Annotated in this window: 17 protein-coding genes; 11 read left to right on the top strand and 6 right to left on the bottom strand. The window is 41.8% G+C overall.

Features of this window, described 5'->3' with window-relative positions:
- Positions 1-48: 48 nt before the first annotated feature.
- Entirely contained in the window at positions 49-801 is a 753-nt protein-coding gene (locus AAEY98_RS10695; protein ID WP_347813079.1) for a Nif3-like dinuclear metal center hexameric protein, read from the bottom strand.
- A gap of 424 nt (positions 802-1,225) precedes the next feature.
- Here AAEY98_RS10695 and AAEY98_RS10690 point away from each other — a divergent pair, with 424 nt between their 5' ends.
- Positions 1,226-1,588 (top strand): hypothetical protein, encoded by a 363-nt coding sequence (locus tag AAEY98_RS10690; RefSeq protein ID WP_192115052.1) that lies wholly within the window; start codon positions 1,226-1,228, stop codon positions 1,586-1,588.
- 174 nt (positions 1,589-1,762) lie between these two features.
- Here AAEY98_RS10690 and AAEY98_RS10685 read toward each other — a convergent pair whose 3' ends face one another.
- The gene (locus AAEY98_RS10685) at positions 1,763-2,251 is read right to left on the bottom strand and encodes an outer membrane lipoprotein (protein ID WP_502959385.1); all 489 of its coding nucleotides are present in this window, start codon (positions 2,249-2,251) and stop codon (positions 1,763-1,765) included.
- A gap of 52 nt (positions 2,252-2,303) precedes the next feature.
- Between AAEY98_RS10685 and aat the strand changes: the two genes are divergently transcribed.
- From aat to infA, 3 genes are all read left to right on the top strand, one after another.
- Positions 2,304-3,011 (top strand): leucyl/phenylalanyl-tRNA--protein transferase, encoded by a 708-nt coding sequence (gene aat / locus AAEY98_RS10680; protein ID WP_101086962.1) that lies wholly within the window; start codon positions 2,304-2,306, stop codon positions 3,009-3,011.
- The gene (locus tag AAEY98_RS10675; RefSeq protein ID WP_162023297.1) at positions 3,001-3,720 is read left to right on the top strand and encodes an arginyltransferase; all 720 of its coding nucleotides are present in this window, start codon (positions 3,001-3,003) and stop codon (positions 3,718-3,720) included. Before aat ends, AAEY98_RS10675 begins: the two co-directional genes overlap by 11 nt.
- 79 nt (positions 3,721-3,799) lie before the next feature.
- Positions 3,800-4,018 carry a translation initiation factor IF-1 gene (gene infA, locus AAEY98_RS10670; protein ID WP_011496276.1) on the top strand — a complete coding sequence of 73 codons (219 nt, stop codon included), beginning with the start codon at positions 3,800-3,802 and terminating at the stop codon, positions 4,016-4,018.
- A 398-nt stretch (positions 4,019-4,416) separates the two neighbouring features.
- Here infA and clpA read toward each other — a convergent pair whose 3' ends face one another.
- Positions 4,417-6,675, bottom strand: a complete 2,259-nt coding sequence (gene clpA / locus AAEY98_RS10665) for an ATP-dependent Clp protease ATP-binding subunit ClpA (RefSeq protein WP_101086960.1) — start codon at positions 6,673-6,675, stop codon at positions 4,417-4,419.
- Positions 6,676-6,717: 42 nt separating this feature from the next.
- Entirely contained in the window at positions 6,718-7,026 is a 309-nt protein-coding gene (gene clpS, locus AAEY98_RS10660; RefSeq protein WP_101086959.1) for an ATP-dependent Clp protease adapter ClpS, read from the bottom strand.
- A gap of 196 nt (positions 7,027-7,222) precedes the next feature.
- On the opposite strand from clpS, the gene cspD reads away from it, so the two are divergent.
- Positions 7,223-7,429, top strand: coding sequence for a cold shock domain-containing protein CspD (gene cspD / locus AAEY98_RS10655; RefSeq protein ID WP_011637711.1), 207 nt, complete (start codon positions 7,223-7,225; stop codon positions 7,427-7,429).
- Positions 7,430-7,584: 155 nt separating this feature from the next.
- Here the strand turns inward: cspD and AAEY98_RS10650 are convergent, their stop codons facing one another.
- Positions 7,585-9,810: an NADP-dependent isocitrate dehydrogenase gene (locus AAEY98_RS10650; RefSeq protein ID WP_351016849.1), complete on the bottom strand. Its 2,226-nt coding sequence runs from the start codon at positions 9,808-9,810 to the stop codon at positions 7,585-7,587.
- A gap of 380 nt (positions 9,811-10,190) precedes the next feature.
- Here AAEY98_RS10650 and AAEY98_RS10645 point away from each other — a divergent pair, with 380 nt between their 5' ends.
- From AAEY98_RS10645 to AAEY98_RS10620, 6 genes are all read left to right on the top strand, one after another.
- On the top strand, positions 10,191-10,886 hold the full coding sequence (locus AAEY98_RS10645) for a pseudouridine synthase (protein WP_351016846.1): 696 nt from the start codon (positions 10,191-10,193) through the stop codon (positions 10,884-10,886).
- Between the two features lie 32 nt (positions 10,887-10,918).
- Positions 10,919-11,392 (top strand): NUDIX hydrolase, encoded by a 474-nt coding sequence (locus AAEY98_RS10640; RefSeq protein ID WP_351016843.1) that lies wholly within the window; start codon positions 10,919-10,921, stop codon positions 11,390-11,392.
- A gap of 282 nt (positions 11,393-11,674) precedes the next feature.
- Positions 11,675-12,793, top strand: a complete 1,119-nt coding sequence (gene mnmA, locus AAEY98_RS10635) for a tRNA 2-thiouridine(34) synthase MnmA (protein ID WP_101086955.1) — start codon at positions 11,675-11,677, stop codon at positions 12,791-12,793.
- 3 nt (positions 12,794-12,796) lie between these two features.
- Entirely contained in the window at positions 12,797-13,429 is a 633-nt protein-coding gene (gene hflD, locus AAEY98_RS10630; RefSeq protein ID WP_351016841.1) for a high frequency lysogenization protein HflD, read from the top strand.
- Positions 13,430-13,468: 39 nt separating this feature from the next.
- Positions 13,469-14,839 carry an adenylosuccinate lyase gene (gene purB / locus AAEY98_RS10625; RefSeq protein WP_101086954.1) on the top strand — a complete coding sequence of 457 codons (1,371 nt, stop codon included), beginning with the start codon at positions 13,469-13,471 and terminating at the stop codon, positions 14,837-14,839.
- Between the two features lie 93 nt (positions 14,840-14,932).
- On the top strand, positions 14,933-16,075 hold the full coding sequence (locus AAEY98_RS10620) for a ribosomal protein uL16 3-hydroxylase (RefSeq protein WP_162024353.1): 1,143 nt from the start codon (positions 14,933-14,935) through the stop codon (positions 16,073-16,075).
- Positions 16,076-16,219: 144 nt separating this feature from the next.
- On the opposite strand, the gene AAEY98_RS10615 is transcribed toward AAEY98_RS10620, so the two are convergent.
- Complete coding sequence (locus AAEY98_RS10615; RefSeq protein WP_101086952.1) at positions 16,220-16,660, bottom strand: DUF4826 family protein; 441 nt, start codon at positions 16,658-16,660, stop codon at positions 16,220-16,222.
- Positions 16,661-16,742 lie beyond the last annotated feature (82 nt).

The raw sequence follows: 16,742 nt of genomic DNA, 5'->3' as shown, positions 1-16,742 counted from the left end.
AGTGCAAGTACAAGTGCGGGCCAATATTTAGCGATGTATTTTAATCCACTACACTGGGTTAACGATATCAATAAAATGATGGGTTAAATCAAACTTACTGGCTAAATGCTGCCCTAATGCCTGAATACCAAATTGTTCAGTAGCATGATGTCCTGCAGCAAAATAATGCAGCCCTTGCTCCATTGCTGCATGATAAGTACGTTCTGACACTTCACCGCTTATAAACGCATCTACCCCCATTTGGGCTGCATAATCAATATAGTCTTGAGCACCACCAGTACACCAAGCCAAGGTTGAAATAGGCTTGCTGTTATCACCAATATGTAATGGTGCACGTTTAAGTACCTTAGTCAGTAATTGACTCAATTCGCTGGCGCTTAAAGGATGCTCTAAATGACCATGCCAGAGTAAGTCTTGTGCTACTGGTTCATATACTCGAGGACTAATAATCCCTAACTGGTAAGCTAGTTGGGCATTATTTCCAATACCGTGATGGGCATCAAGCGGTAAATGGTAGCCGAATAAACTCATATCATGGTCCATTAATGCCTTAATTCGGCGATACTTCATCCCAGTGATAATTTCTGGCTCGTTTTTCCAAAAAAAACCGTGATGAACAAGAATAGCATCAGCATTAACGGCCGCCGCTTGCTCAATTAATGCTTGGCATGCTGTTACGCCTGTCACAATCGTGCGGATATCAGACTTACCTTCAACTTGTAAGCCATTAGGAGCATAGTCTTTAAAGGCTGACACGTTTAAAAAACTGTCTAAATATGTCCCTAACGTTTGACGAGTAATGGTAGAGGAGCCTTGATGATGTGTTGACATAATATTTTCCTAACAAAATGGATAGAAGCCTCTGAAGCCAACTCAGAAGATAATGGGCCGTTTATCACTTACAATCCGTTGTTAAATTGCAAGCGAATCAGCCACTGAGTTGTACGATTTTTTAGGGATTTAACTAATTAACCTCTGCTCAGAATAATAAACGGTATCGTGCTAATTTTAGCTTATTTATTCAATACCTTCACTAGAGATGAGTTTAATAATTCAATGTAACTCACTGTCGAATATTTCAACAACAGCAGTCATAAACGCTGATAAATCGGACTTTATGAGGGATAAACCGACAATTACAGCCACTAATTGGACTTTTGTAGCCTTCACACATTAAAATTAGTAACAACCTTCATTTAACATGATAACAAATAGGTTATTAACTATGACAACATTGACTAAAGAAGAGGTCATCGGCCAACTACAAATGGCTCTTGAAAAGCAGTCTGGACAAGCAGTTTCTATTGAACAAGCTGGCAGCTGGTACAAAATTGACGGCGGTAAATCAGTGCGCTTTAGCGAACTTGAATCCATGCATGCACAACTAACTGCATCGTCAGTAAAAAAAGCACCGACTGCGCGCCAAGCAGCTATTAAGCCTGCTGCAAGGTTAACGGCAAAAACTGCAGCGAAAAAACAACCGAGTAAAAAAGTGCAATCAAACTCAGGCGGATTAACGCCTAAGCAGTTGTGGCGTAAAAAACTCGAAAACACAACCGGTAATCAAACCTTGCCGCGTGGATTTTAATCTCTATTAGCAACAACAGATCAAACAGTATTGTTAGCAAATATTGACCACAGTGTGTAAACAAAAGGAGCCTAGGCTCCTTTTGTTTTAGTTGCATTTTCACATCGAGAATAATTACATCGAGAATAAATACATCGAGAATAATTACATCGCGAATAAATACATCGAGAATATTTACATCGCTAAGTCGACCCTGACATAACCGGTTAAGTAAACCACCCTAACCTCATCTCCGGCAGTAAAACTCATACCCGGATCCGCATCTTGGATCACCATAACTTGGCTACCATCTTCTTGCTTTATCATTAGTTCAACTAACTTAGTTTCAAGATAATATTGTTGGTTACCGTGCTGACTGCCAATGCCACCGCCAATCAACGCCCCCAAAACAGTGGCAACATCTTTACCTGAACCGCCACCAAATTGATGACCGATGACACCACCGATTAATGCACCGCCAAAGGTTTTCCAACCGCTTCGACTGTCTTCTACTAGCTGTTTCTCTGTCACATGCTTCACAGATTCAATGTGGCCGTATAACACTTTTTCAACTGGAACGGCTTGATTACGTTCGTAAGCAGCTTGGCTTTGACCACAAAACAAACAAATAGTCAGCAATACTGCAAAAAAACTCTTCACACTTACAGTTATGATTTTAAACATGGCCATTTTCCGCTAAGTTAACGATAAGGTATTACAAATAATATACTCAATTGTGAACTCACTGTCTTATTTAAATCAATCCATCGGCTTCCCGCCGCCAGAGCAAGCTCTTACTGATCCGAATGGTCTATTAGCCATCGGAGGAGACTTACGGCCAGACCGCCTAGCACAAGCCTATTACCAAGGTATTTTCCCTTGGTTTAACGCTAATGACCCCATTTTGTGGTGGTCTCCCGATCCTCGAGCGGTGTTCACACCAAGCCATCCTTTTGGCAGTAAAAGCTTAATTAAATTTCTTAAAAAGTCTTCATGGCGCTTTACCATTAATCATGCATTTTTAGATGTTGTTGCCGGTTGTGCTGGGCCCCGTAACACCCAAGATGGCACTTGGATTTCGGCCGAAATACAAATGGCCTACTATGAACTGCATCTCCAAGGGCGTGCTCATTCTATTGAAGTATGGGATGGCGAACAGCTAGTGGGCGGATTGTATGGTATTCCGGTGGGCGGTATTTTTTGCGGTGAATCGATGTTTCATCGTCAAACAAATGCATCAAAAGCAGCCTTTGCTATACTGAATCAACACTTGGTGAAACACGATTTCCAATTGATTGATGCGCAAGTAATGAATCCTCACTTAGTTAGCCTTGGGGCTAAAGCCTTACCTAGAAGCGAGTTTTTAACGGTGCTTCATCAGTACAGAGATCGTACAACTTCAGCGTCAATGTGGAACAAACAAGAGGTGTTTATTGAATTCTAAATCTGTCAGCGTTGGAATAAGCCAGCCTTTTGATTGCAATTATATTGAAGGTAATAAAGAGCAATTGCTGGTGATCCAAGAGCCGCAAATAGACGCCGCGCTGTTTGAACAACTGCTGACGATGGGCTTTCGTCGTAACGGCAATGCTATTTACAAACCTCGTTGTCCCTCCTGCCAAGCTTGTCAGTCTATTAGATTGAATGTTAATGATTTTATATTATCTAAACGCCAAAAAAGAACCTTAAAAAACAACCAAGATTTGCATTGGAAAGTCACTCATACCTCACGGCCAGAGCACTATGATTTGTATCAACGTTATATCAATGAACGTCACAACGATGGGCCAATGTTTCCTGCATCGCCAACCCAATATGATGATTTTTTATTATCAGATTGGTTACCGCCGATGTTTATTGAGGTGTTTGATCAAGAGCGATTAATTGGGGTAGCCGTAACCGATGAAATGATGAGCAGCTTCTCAGCAATTTACAGTTATTTTGATCCTGATTATGCCGACCGTTCATTAGGCTCGCTGATGATTTTAATCCAATGCCAATTAGCAAAATCATTGGGTAAACGTTTTTTATATTTAGGCTATCAAATTGATCAAAATCGGAAAATGAGCTACAAACGTCAATACCGTCCGTATCAAATTTTAACAGCACTCGGTTGGCAAGTTGGTGAAAATCTTACGGCTCTTTCTCGTTAACGCCCTTTACAGTTCAGTGTTTTTGGGGCATGATACGCCCGATTTTTTCATATTTGAAGGCTAATGGGATAACTAATTAATGGCGAAAGAAGACAACATTGAAATGCAGGGCACTATCCTTGAGACCTTGCCAAATACAATGTTCCGCGTAGAGCTTGAAAATGGACATGTGGTGATAGCCCACATCTCTGGCAAAATGCGCAAAAACTACATCCGTATTTTAACGGGTGACAAAGTCACTGTACAGTTGACTCCTTATGACCTATCAAAAGGTCGTATCGTCTTCCGCGCACGTTAATCGCTAGCCTCAACAATGTAAAAACCGACTGCCTGTCGGTTTTTTTGTTGTTATACCAAACTGCATAAATAAAGTGTATTCAACGTAAAGCAACACGCATCAAACAAGACGAATGTTCAACGTAATGGGTATCCCTTTATCAGAGCATTCAACCAGGCATCGCGATGGTTGTAATCCGTTTTGCAGAAGCACCTCATACGATCCACTACTATGTTTATTGATTTAAAAAGGGAATACCCATTTTGCTATCAATACCCATTGAATTGAACAGTAAGAAATGCTTTGAGTTGAAGGCTTATTTATAAGTTACGGTATTGGGCGCAATTAACATACATAAAAAAAGATGACCCATGGGTCATCTTTTTTAATGGCATATTTTCAAGTATATGGATTGATTCCTACGAGACTTTTTCTAACGACTCGCAATCGATATTGATCTCACCTTCTTTAACGTCAATATGCGCAATACCACCCCTTTCAAGCACACCAAACAGAATCTCATCCGCTAACGGACGTTTAATCAATTCAGTGACGACACGTGACATTGGGCGTGCGCCCATCGACTTGTCATAACCTTTCTCTGCAAGCAAGGTTCGCGCTTCATCACTAACATCTAGCGTGACACGCTTATCATCTAGCTGTGCCTGAAGCTCAACTAAGAACTTATCAACCACTTTGGCGATAACGGTCATATCCAAATGATTAAACCATACAATTGAATCTAAGCGATTACGGAACTCAGGTGAAAAGACTTTATTGATTTCAGCTAAGGCATCTTGAGTGTGATCTTGCTGTCTAAAACCAATCGATTTACGAATAGTTTCTTGTACGCCAGCGTTGGTGGTCATCACTAAGGTGACATTTCTGAAATCTGCTTTGCGACCATTGTTGTCGGTCAAAGTACCGTGATCCATCACTTGCAGTAACAAGTTGAATACATCAGGATGCGCCTTTTCAATTTCATCAAGTAGCACCACACAATGCGGATTTTTAATCACAGCATCGGTTAACATACCACCTTGGTCATAACCCACATAACCTGGAGGCGCCCCGATTAAACGTGACACGGTATGACGTTCCATGTACTCAGACATATCAAAGCGAATCAGTTTAAGGTTAAGACAATTAGCTAATTGATTAGTGACTTCTGTTTTACCTACCCCAGTCGGGCCTGCAAACATGAAGCTGCCTACTGGCTTTTTCTCAGAACCTAAACCGCTGCGCGATAAGCGTATAGCAGCACTAAGGCTCTCAATCGCTTTGTCTTGACCAAATACCACCATCTTAAGGTTACGTTCAAGGTTACGTAACATATCCTTGTCAGTCGACGATACCGACTTCTCAGGAATACGCGCCAACTTAGCAATAATGGCCTCTATTTCCGCTTGACCAATGGTCTTCTTACGTTTGCTTTGCGGCATCATCACCATGCGCGCACCGGCTTCGTCAATCACATCAATCGCTTTATCAGGTAAATGACGATCGTTTATGTGTTTGGCCGATAAAATAGCCGCACTGCTGATGGCAGCTTGGGTATAACGCACCCCATGGTATTCTTCGTACTTAGATTTAAGTCCCATCAAAATTTTGGTGGTTTCGGCAACTGAAGGCTCATTAATATCAATCTTTTGGAAGCGACGCGCTAAAGCACGGTCTTTCTCGAAAATGCTTTGATATTCTTGGAATGTGGTTGAGCCCATGCAACGTAACTTACCACTCGATAATAATGGTTTAAGTAAGTTAGATGCATCCATCACACCGCCAGAAGCGGCACCAGCACCAATAATGGTATGAATTTCATCAATAAACAAAATGGCATGCTCATCAGCAGCGAGTTCTTTTAATAAGCTTTTAAAACGCTTTTCAAAATCACCACGGTATTTAGTGCCCGCTAATAATGAGCCTAAATCTAACGAATACACCGTTGCATTGGCCATAACATCAGGCACTTGCTTATTGACAATACGATAAGCTAAACCTTCAGCAATAGCCGTTTTCCCCACCCCAGCTTCACCCACTAGTAATGGGTTATTCTTACGGCGACGGCACAATGTTTGAATAGCACGTTCAATTTCAGCATCACGGCCAATTAATGGATCGATACTGCCGTCTTGGGCTAATTGATTTAAATTAGCAGCAAACTGCGCCAACATGCTGCGGTCTTCTGGATTTTCAGATTGTTCGTCAATGCGTTCTTGATCTTGTGGTTCGCCAGAATCATCTTCTTTTGACATGCCATGAGAAATAAAATTAACCACATCTAAACGGGTAATATCACAACGACGCAGTAAATACACTGCTTGCGATTCTTGTTCACTAAAAATAGCGACGAGTACATTGGCACCAGAAACTTCGTTACGACCAGACGATTGCACATGGAATACAGCTCGTTGCAAAACACGTTGAAATCCCAAAGTGGGTTGGGTTTCACGTTCTTCAGTTGATTCTGCAATAATGGGCGTGGTTTGTTGAATGAAATTAGCCACTTCTTCTCGTAAACGATTAACATCCGCCCCACAAGCAATTAATGCTTCGTAGGCAGAAGGATTATCAATCAGCGCTAATAATAAATGTTCTACCGTCATGTATTCATGACGTGAATCTCTAGCTTGCTGAAACGCTAGGTTCAAGGTGACTTCCAGGTCTTTGTTCAGCATAAGCACCCCCTAAATTTAACCACAGACTGTGAGATATCGATTTTATACTTTCTCTAACGTACACAGTAACGGATGTTGGTTTTCTCTTGCAAACTGATTTACTTGAAAAACTTTTGTTTCTGCAATCCCAAATGGAAATACACCACACAATCCTTTGCCTTGGTTATGGATCGCTAACATAATATCTACAGCTTGCTGTTCATTTTTCTCAAAAAAACGTTGTAATACTTCTACCACAAAGTCCATCGGGGTGTAATCATCATTGTTTAGCACCACTTTATACATATGGGGTGGTTGTAGTTCAGATTCAACCTTTCCTTCAATATGTTCTACATTGCCTAATTTAGCCATTGTTTAATTCTAGCCTCTCGTTTGGTTCCCGACCACTTGATATCGTTAAATTAATTAAATGTTGTTTTTTTGTTAATTACTACTTGACATATTTTCGTACAAATTTCATTCTGTTTGTTAGGCGGCGAATACTAGACCGCTGGATAATAAGTTTTACTATCTTACTGGTAAGTAGACAACAGAAGGAAGTGGAAGTATGGCAAACGGAACTGTTAAATGGTTCAACAACGCCAAAGGATTCGGGTTTATTTGCCCTGATCAGGGTGGCGAAGATGTATTTGCGCACTATTCAACTATCGAAATGGAAGGTTATCGTACCTTAAAAGCAGGTCAACCTGTGTGCTTCGAAGTTGAAGAAGGCCCCAAAGGAATGCATGCTTCAGCCATCTCGCCAACAATCTAATTGGTGAGACTATAAAACAAAAAGACAGGGATTTTAATCCCTGTCTTTTTTATTGCCTAAAAAAACATCAACTCAATCAATTTAATACACCTTCAATTGAAGATGTATTCATTAACAGAATAACTCACACCTAGTTAGGAGAGTTCTTGTGCAGATTAACCAATTACAAACTGGTTTAATGTTGCACTAGGGCGCATTGCTTGTTCGGCTTTAGCTGCATCTAAACGGTAATAACCACCTAAATCAACTGCTGGGCCTTGTGCACCGTTCAATTCAGCAAGAATAACCGTTTCATTTGCAGCCAATGACTTAGCTAGAGGTGCAAAGTGTGCAGCAAGCTCTGCATCAGCCGTTTGCTCAGTTAATGCTTGTGCCCAATACATCGCTAGGTAGAAGTGACTACCGCGGTTATCAAGTTCACCTACACGACGTGATGGTGATTTATTGGTATCAAGGAATACACCAATTGCCACATCTAAGGTGTCTGCTAATACTTGTGCCTTAGGATTATTGGTCGTTTGGCTTAAATGTTCTAAAGACGCAGCAAGTGCTAAAAACTCACCTAATGAATCCCAACGTAAGTGACCTTCTTTTTCGACTTGTTGCACGTGCTTAGGCGCTGAACCACCGGCACCTGTTTCAAATAAGCCACCGCCATTCATTAACGGCACGATAGACAACATTTTAGCACTGGTACCCAGTTCAAGAATTGGGAATAAATCGGTTAAGTAGTCACGTAACACGTTACCCGTTACCGAAATAGTGTCTTCACCTTTGATGATGCGCTCTAGCGTAAAGCGAGTTGCATCCTCTGGCGTCATTATTTGAATGTCTAAACCAGCAGTATCTTGCTCAGCTAGATATTGAGCCACTTTCTTAATTAACTCAGCATCGTGAGCACGGTTACTGTCTAACCAAAATACCGCTGGTGTATTACTTAAACGTGCACGCTTGACGGCTAGTTTTACCCAGTCGCGAATTGGCGCATCTTTCACTTGGCACATGCGATAAATGTCGCCAGCTTCAACGTCATGGCTCATTAACACATCACCGGCTTGGTTAATCACATTAACCGTACCAGTAGCTTTAATTTCAAAGGTTTTATCGTGGCTGCCGTATTCTTCTGCTTTTTGAGCCATTAAGCCCACGTTAGGTACGCTGCCCATAGTTGTTGGATCAAATGCACCGTGCTTTTTACAGAACGAAATCGTTTCTTGATAAACACCAGCGTAACAACGATCTGGGATCATTGCTTTGGTGTCTTGTAACTGGCCATCAGGACCCCACATTTTCCCCGAAGAACGGATAGCTGCAGGCATTGATGCATCAATAATGATGTCACTAGGTACGTGTAAGTTAGTGATACCTTTATCAGAATCAACCATCGCAAGTGCTGGACGAGCAGCATAAACAGCAGCAATATCTGCTTCAATTTCGTTACGTTTAGCTTCTGGTAACGTGCTAATTTTGGCATAAACATCACCAAAACCATTGTTTACATCAACGCCTAGCTCAGCAAATAATTTACCGTGCTTATCGAACACATCTTTAAAGAACACTTTAACGGCAAGACCAAATAATATTGGGTCAGACACTTTCATCATGGTCGCTTTAAGGTGTAAAGATAGCAAAACATCTTCAGATTTTGCCGCTTCGATTTCACGAGCATAAAAATCCACTAACGCTTTTTTGCTCATCACTGATGAGTCAATAATTTCGTCCGCTAATAACGCTAAGCCGCTTTTCAATACAACGTCTTTGCCGTCTTGTTGAGTCAACACGATATTGACTTTATCAGCTACCGCTAGAGTGACAGACTGCTCACTGCCATAGAAGTCACCTTCGTTCATATGAGCAACGTGAGACTTAGAGTCGCTGGCCCATTTACCCATTGAATGTGGGTTTTTCTTGGCGTAGTTTTTCACTGACGTTGGTGCACGACGATCTGAGTTACCTTCACGTAATACTGGGTTTACCGCGCTACCTTTAATTTTATCATAACGCGATTGAGCTTCAACTTCTGCGTCATTTTTAGGCTCATCAGGATAGTTAGGAATGTCATAACCTTTTGCTTGAAGTTCAGCAATACAGGCTTTTAACTGCGGAATTGATGCACTAACGTTAGGTAATTTAATGATGTTAGCTTCTGGCTTATTAGCCAATTCGCCTAATTCGGTTAGCGCATCAGCAATTTTTTGCTCTGCGGTTAACTTTTCAGGGAAGTTAGCAATAACACGACCTGACAAAGAGATATCGCGCGTTTCAACTTTTACGCCAGCAGCGTTAGTGAAAGTGCGGATAATCGGTAATAAAGACAGCGTGGCAAGTGCCGGTGCTTCGTCGGTTTCTGTGTATATGATCGTTGGAGTGTTATCTTTCATTTTGTTTCCTACATTATTGTAAATTTATAATTTATTAGAATAAATTGCGTAAGCATTTGACGGGCTTTGGTGGATAACACTCGCACAAGTTAACCGTGGTCAGCGACCATGGCACACTTTTTTATAAGCCAAGTATGTGAAATCCCCTATCCCTTTATTATTATATTTTGTTCTCAAACCTCTGAGATTTAGCGGTTAAAGCCGATATCTCAGAATGATAAATTAGGTACAGATCACAATTTTTAGGCGGACATCATAGATCATTCTTAGTAATTTTCAAATTCCACTAAGGGCGAATACGCAGTAAACTACCATAAATAGATTTATATTCGTTCACTTTTCACTCACTTGTATTAGCAAAGGATGTTAACCATACCTTTATGTCAAAAATCGGTAAATTCAGTCAATTTAAAAAAACATCTACTTACAGAACTGGCGCGTCTACAAAACCAGTTAATTCAGAGGCAACAAGTGCGCCAGCCAATCGTGGCAGGGCAAAATCGCGACCGCCACAAAAACCACGGCCTGAAAATCCCGTCATCGTATTATTTAACAAGCCATTTGACGTGTTGTGCCAATTTACCGATGAAGCAGGCCGACAAACATTAAAAGACTTTATTCCAGTAGCCGATGTTTACGCAGCAGGACGTTTAGACCGTGATAGTGAAGGTTTGCTATTGCTTACCAACGACGGACAATTGCAGGCAAAGCTTACCCAGCCATCGCAAAAAACCTTTAAAACCTATTGGGTTCAAGTGGAAGGCGAACCATCAGATGAGGCAATCAATGCCTTATGTAATGGGGTTGAATTAAAAGACGGCATGACATTACCGGCTAAAGTTTGCGTAATGACATCTCCTGATATTTGGCCAAGAACCCCGCCGGTGCGAGAGCGAAAAGCCATTCCAACAACCTGGCTTGAAGTGCAAATTTGTGAAGGTCGAAATCGCCAAGTCAGAAGAATGACCGCACATGTAGGTCACCCAACCTTAAGATTAATCCGTTATAAAATAGGTCAATGGTGTCTAGATGATTTACCAAATGGTGAATACAAAGTGATCAGCACAGCAATGTAATCGCTGGCAGACGCTTTATACAAGAGGGAAATATGACTGAACGCTATAAACCTAATACTACTGTAGCTTGCGTGATCCACTGCCAAGGTAAATTTTTATTGGTTGAAGAATGCATCTACGGTGAGGTTAAATTTAACCAACCAGCGGGGCATTTAGAGGCCAATGAATCGATTATTGCAGCATGCGCTCGTGAAATTGTTGAAGAAACGGGACTTGAGCTGACACCACAAGCCTTAGTAGGGATCTATCAATTTCGGGCAGCTACAGATTTAGCCTTTGTTCGTTATACATTTTGTATTGAGCTGGCCGAGCAACAACACGCCACACCCGGTGATAATGCCATTACCGCTACCCATTGGCTTAATCTTGCAGACATCATCGCCCTTGGCAACCAGCTTCGTAGCCCATTAGTGCTAAAAAGTATTGAAGATTTTTTACAACAAACGGATAAAAACCATTCCGCACAGCACACGCCGTTATCGTTGCTCAATGTCGATTATTTTTAATGGCTTGTATTAGGCTATTTGTATGTGCCTCAAGATAGCCCATTAAGCGAATGCGTGATAGAATACGCGCCGCACAAATGTCGTATTAATTGACCGTTTACCAATTAATCTCTTCGATATGTGCAACTATAATCTCTGCGATATGTGCAACTATAATCTCTGCGATATTCGCAACTAATAGTATTCAAGTTAACGACTAGCAAAAATCTAGCACAATCGCCTTGAAACATCGGCATTGCGGCACAATATATACATTATCTTTCTTCAAGGTTTTTAGGATTTATGACATCACTCAGCCCTACTTCAAACGGAAAAAAAGTCATTGTCGGCATGTCCGGCGGTGTGGACTCTTCAGTATCAGCTTACTTGTTAATGCAGCAAGGCTACGAAGTTGAAGGTCTGTTTATGAAGAACTGGGAAGAAGACGATACTGATGAATATTGCGCAGCAGCAGATGATTTAAAAGATGCTCAAGCGGTTTGCGACAAGCTAGGTATAAAAATGCACACCGTCAATTTTGCTGCCGAATACTGGGATAATGTATTCGAATACTTCTTAGCAGAATACAAAGCAGGCCGCACGCCTAATCCCGATATCATGTGTAATAAAGAAATCAAATTTAAAGCATTTCTTGAATTTGCCGACGACATTTTAGATGCTGATTATATCGCCATGGGCCATTATGTTCGTCGTCGTGATAATAGCGATGGCAGCGTTGAAATGCTCCGTGGGGTTGATGGCAATAAAGATCAAAGTTACTTCTTATACACCTTAAGCCACGAACAAGTTGCCCGTAGCTTGTTCCCTGTCGGTGAACTTGAAAAACATCAAGTACGCGAAATAGCCCAAAAATTGGGACTCATTACTCACGACAAAAAAGACAGCACTGGCATATGCTTTATTGGTGAACGTAAATTTACTGACTTCTTAGCAACGTATTTACCAGCACAACCTGGTGATATCGAAACATCGGAAGGTGAAGTGATTGGTACACATCAAGGGTTGATGTATCACACACTTGGACAACGCAAAGGCCTTGGCATTGGTGGACTGAAAAACAGCAATGAAGACCCATGGTATGTGGTCGAAAAAGATTTAGTCCGTAATGTGCTTATTGTGGCGCAAGGCGGCAATCACCCTCGTTTAATGTCAACAGGTATGACTGTCAATCAGCTCCATTGGGTTGATCGTAAAGGTCCTGCCAATAACAGCACGATTACGGTAAAGACCCGTTATCGTCAACGTGATGTTGGATGTACCCTCACCTATGATGACGCAGACAATATTACGGTGATGTTTGATGAGGCGGTTGCCGCAGTGACCCCTGGGCAATCAGCCGTGTTTTATGATGGTGACATCTGTTTAGGTGGCGGCATAATCGATACTTTAATTCGAGGATAATCCGTGAGCCAAACTCCAGACAACATCTTGTTTGAACGCACTATGGCCTTCGCGGGTATTTTACAAGCGATTGGCCAAGTGCAGTATTTAGCACGCCACGGCGAAAGTGACAAAGACGCCTTAGCTGCTACGCTTAATACTATTTTAATCACAGAGCCTGAATCGACAGTTGAGGTCTATCAAGATAAAGCCATTTTAGATAATGGCTACCAACTGATTCAAAATCAGCTCGGCGATGGCAGTAACAAAGATGTCGAAACCACTCGTTACTTAGTTGGCGTATTAGCGCTTGAACGTAAGCTTGCCCGCTCGCCCAATGGTTTGGGTATGCTGGCAGAGCGCATCAATCAAGTGCATCGCCAACTGGCACATTTTGCGATTACCGATGAACAAGTACTTGCCAATTTTGCCAGTATTTACAGTGATATCATCAGTGAATTAGGCCCTAAATTACAAATATCAGGTAATCCCGATTGCTTAAAACAGCCTCAGGTGCAAAACAAAATTCGTGCGTTACTGCTTGCTGCAATGCGCAGTGCAGTATTATGGCGCCAATTAGGTGGCAAACGCCGCCATTTAGTGTTTGCCCGTAAGGCCATATTTGATACAGCAAAACAAAGCCAAAATAACAATTAATCGAATCACCCTACAACAAAGTTCATCAAGGAGCTTCAAATGGATCTTTCCGCACTAACTGCTATCTCTCCGGTAGACGGTCGTTATGGTAGTAAAACCGCCTCATTACGAGGGATTTTCAGCGAGTTCGGTCTTACTAAGTACCGTGTTCAAGTTGAAATCAACTGGTTAAAGCTATTATCTAGCTGCCCAGAGATTGAAGAAGTTCCCCCTTTTAGCGAAACCGCCCTTGCCGTGCTAGACAGCATCAAGGACAACTTTAGCGAACAAGACGCCCTGCGCGTTAAAGCGATTGAAAGCACCACCAATCACGACGTTAAAGCGGTTGAGTACTTTATTAAAGAACAAATTGCCAATAATGCCGAGTTAGTCGCCATTGATGAATTTGTCCATTTTGCCTGTACCTCTGAAGACATTAACAACTTATCTCATGGCTTAATGTTAAAAGAAGCGCGTGAACAAGTGCTAGTGCCGCATTGTCAGCAGATTATTGATGCGATCAAAAAATTAGCGCATGACAATAAAAGCGTGCCGTTAATGTCACGCACCCACGGCCAACCAGCATCACCATCTACACTTGGTAAAGAGATGGCTAACGTTGCAGTACGTTTAGATCGTCAATTAAACCAAATCAACGCTGTTGAAATTATGGGTAAAATTAACGGTGCAGTCGGTAACTACAACGCACACATCTCTGCATACCCAGAAGTAAACTGGCATGAGTTGTCACAGCGTTTTGTCACCAGCCTTGGCATTAATTGGAACGCGTATACCACTCAGATTGAGCCACATGATTACATTGCTGAATTGTTCGATGCCATTGCTCGTTTCAACACCATCCTAATCGATTTTGATCGTGATATTTGGGGTTATGTTGCACTAGGCCACTTTAAGCAGCGCACTATCGCAGGCGAAATTGGTTCATCAACGATGCCGCACAAAGTCAATCCAATTGATTTTGAAAACTCGGAAGGTAACTTAGGTATCGCTAACGCGCTAATGCAACATTTAGCCGCTAAATTACCCGTTTCAAGATGGCAACGTGACCTAACTGACTCAACCGTGTTACGTAACTTAGGCGTTGGTATGGCTCACTCGTTAATTGCATATCAAGCAACCTTGAAAGGCATTAGCAAGTTAGAAGTGAATGAAGCACAACTTTTAGCTGAATTAGACAAAAACTGGGAAGTATTGGCAGAGCCAGTACAAACCGTAATGCGTCGTTACGGTATTGAAAAACCGTATGAGAAGTTAAAAGAACTGACGCGTGGCAAACGTATTGATGCTGCACAACTTGCAGTATTCATCGATGGTCTTGAATTACCAGAACACGTAAAAATTGAATTGAAAAAGATGACCCCAGCAAACTACATTGGCCGCGCAGAAGCCTTTGTTGATGAGCTAAAATAGTCTTATAAGCTTATACATAACATTAGCGGTCGCATATGTGGCCGCTTTTTTATTGTATTACCACTCGTTAATTATCTCGACCTGAGGTCAATGATGTACACATTAAATATTGATACCCAAGCCTTTATTAAACAGCATTGGCAGCAAAAACCACTTGTTATCAAACAGGCTTTTATCGACTTTGAAGATCCTATCGCAGCAGATGAACTTGCCGGCCTAGCCTGTGAAGAAGAAATATCATCACGCGTTGTGGTCACAAAAGGTGATGACTGGGACGTAGTCCAAGGTCCATTTGAAGACTATGACCAATTTGGTGAAGACAACTGGCAGCTATTAGTTCAAGCCGTCAACCATTGGTACCCTGACTCACAGGCTTTAGTCGAAGCATTTCGATTTTTACCAGACTGGCGCTTTGATGACCTAATGGCATCATTTGCCACGCCAGGTGGTGGTGTTGGGCCGCATATCGATAACTACGATGTGTTTATCATTCAAGGCGATGGCGAACGTCGTTGGAAAGTGGGCGACAAAGGTCAACATAAGCGTCGCGGCGATAACCCTAACTCACCGCTAGTTGACGACTTTGAACCGATTATCGATGTGGTATTGCAAAAAGGCGACGTGCTCTACATTCCACCAGGATACCCACATTGCGGCGAAACACTATCGCTCGCCTTGTCATATTCGATTGGTTTTAGAGCGCCTAGCCAACAAGAATTATTAACTGAACTCGCGGATAGTTTAATCGACAGCAACCAAGGCCAAAAACGTTTTAATTCTGTGGATGAGCCAGCAACACCAGGGATGATTAGCCAATCACACCAGCAGGGTATTATGGATTTATTGACCCAATTGGCTCAAGATCCAGCCAGCTATCAAACCATGCTAGGTAAGCTACTGAGTCAAAATCGTTTCGAACTTGATATCTGTGAAGGCGAAGAGCCATTAACGGCCGATGAGTTATTGGAAGCGATTGAGCAAGGCGCGATAATTCAACGCATTGGTGGTTTGAAAGTATTGCAGTTAGAAAATGATAATGAGCAGCGTTTGTTTATTAATGGTGAAGTGTACACCTTTACTAATGTTACAAATGACATGTTACAACTATTGGCTAACCAGGTAAGGATCACGCCTGAAGAGGCTGGTTTATTCACAGCCAACCCAGCGGCAATGGATGTTCTAACCGAATTACTCAATCAAGGGTTATTCTATTTAGCCGAAGACGATTGCGAGTAATCATTAGCATATAAGTCACTGAGCTTGATGGCGGCTATCAACAAGAGCTCATCGATATGATCCATCAAGCTCAAGATAATAAAAAAAGGCACTGTGAGTGCCTTTTTTATGTTTATTACGTCAAGTTACTAGTGGCTTAGGGCATTACCCCCACAGTTTCTCATCTTGATTCATTTTATATAAGCTTTCTGCTCGCGACACCAATAATTGTGCAAACTTAAGTTGAGTAGGATCTTTGGTTACACCCGACTTGTGCAAGTTCTCTGCTTTAAGTTGCCACATCATTGAAAAATGTCTAATCGCATCACGAGCTGTTGCCGCGACTTTCACATCAACATAATCCGAAGGTAAATCACCAGACATTACCCAAAATGTTTGTTTTTTAGGTTGCTTCGATTCCATCTTCCAAATGGCTAAATAAGGAGCAAGATAACGGCTTTCGTCAGCAAGTACTTTACTTGGGATCACCCCTTTCTCAGCCAAAAAACGGTTCGCCTTTTGAAATTGAGTACGAACCCACTCTTGTCTTAATGCCTCAGGCTCTGGTGTTGGCTGTGCAACCGGCTCTGCTACTTCTTCAGTCATAATACTTCCTATCTTATTGTTATATTACAGGTTAGAACAAAAATGCAACCTGATATTCAATCTCAAAAACACTGATGCAACA

This window comes from Shewanella sp. AC91-MNA-CIBAN-0169 (assembly GCF_040310165.1).
In the GTDB taxonomy this organism is placed as follows: Bacteria; Pseudomonadota; Gammaproteobacteria; order Enterobacterales; family Shewanellaceae; genus Shewanella.
This window is presented reverse-complemented; position numbering and strand designations above follow the sequence as displayed.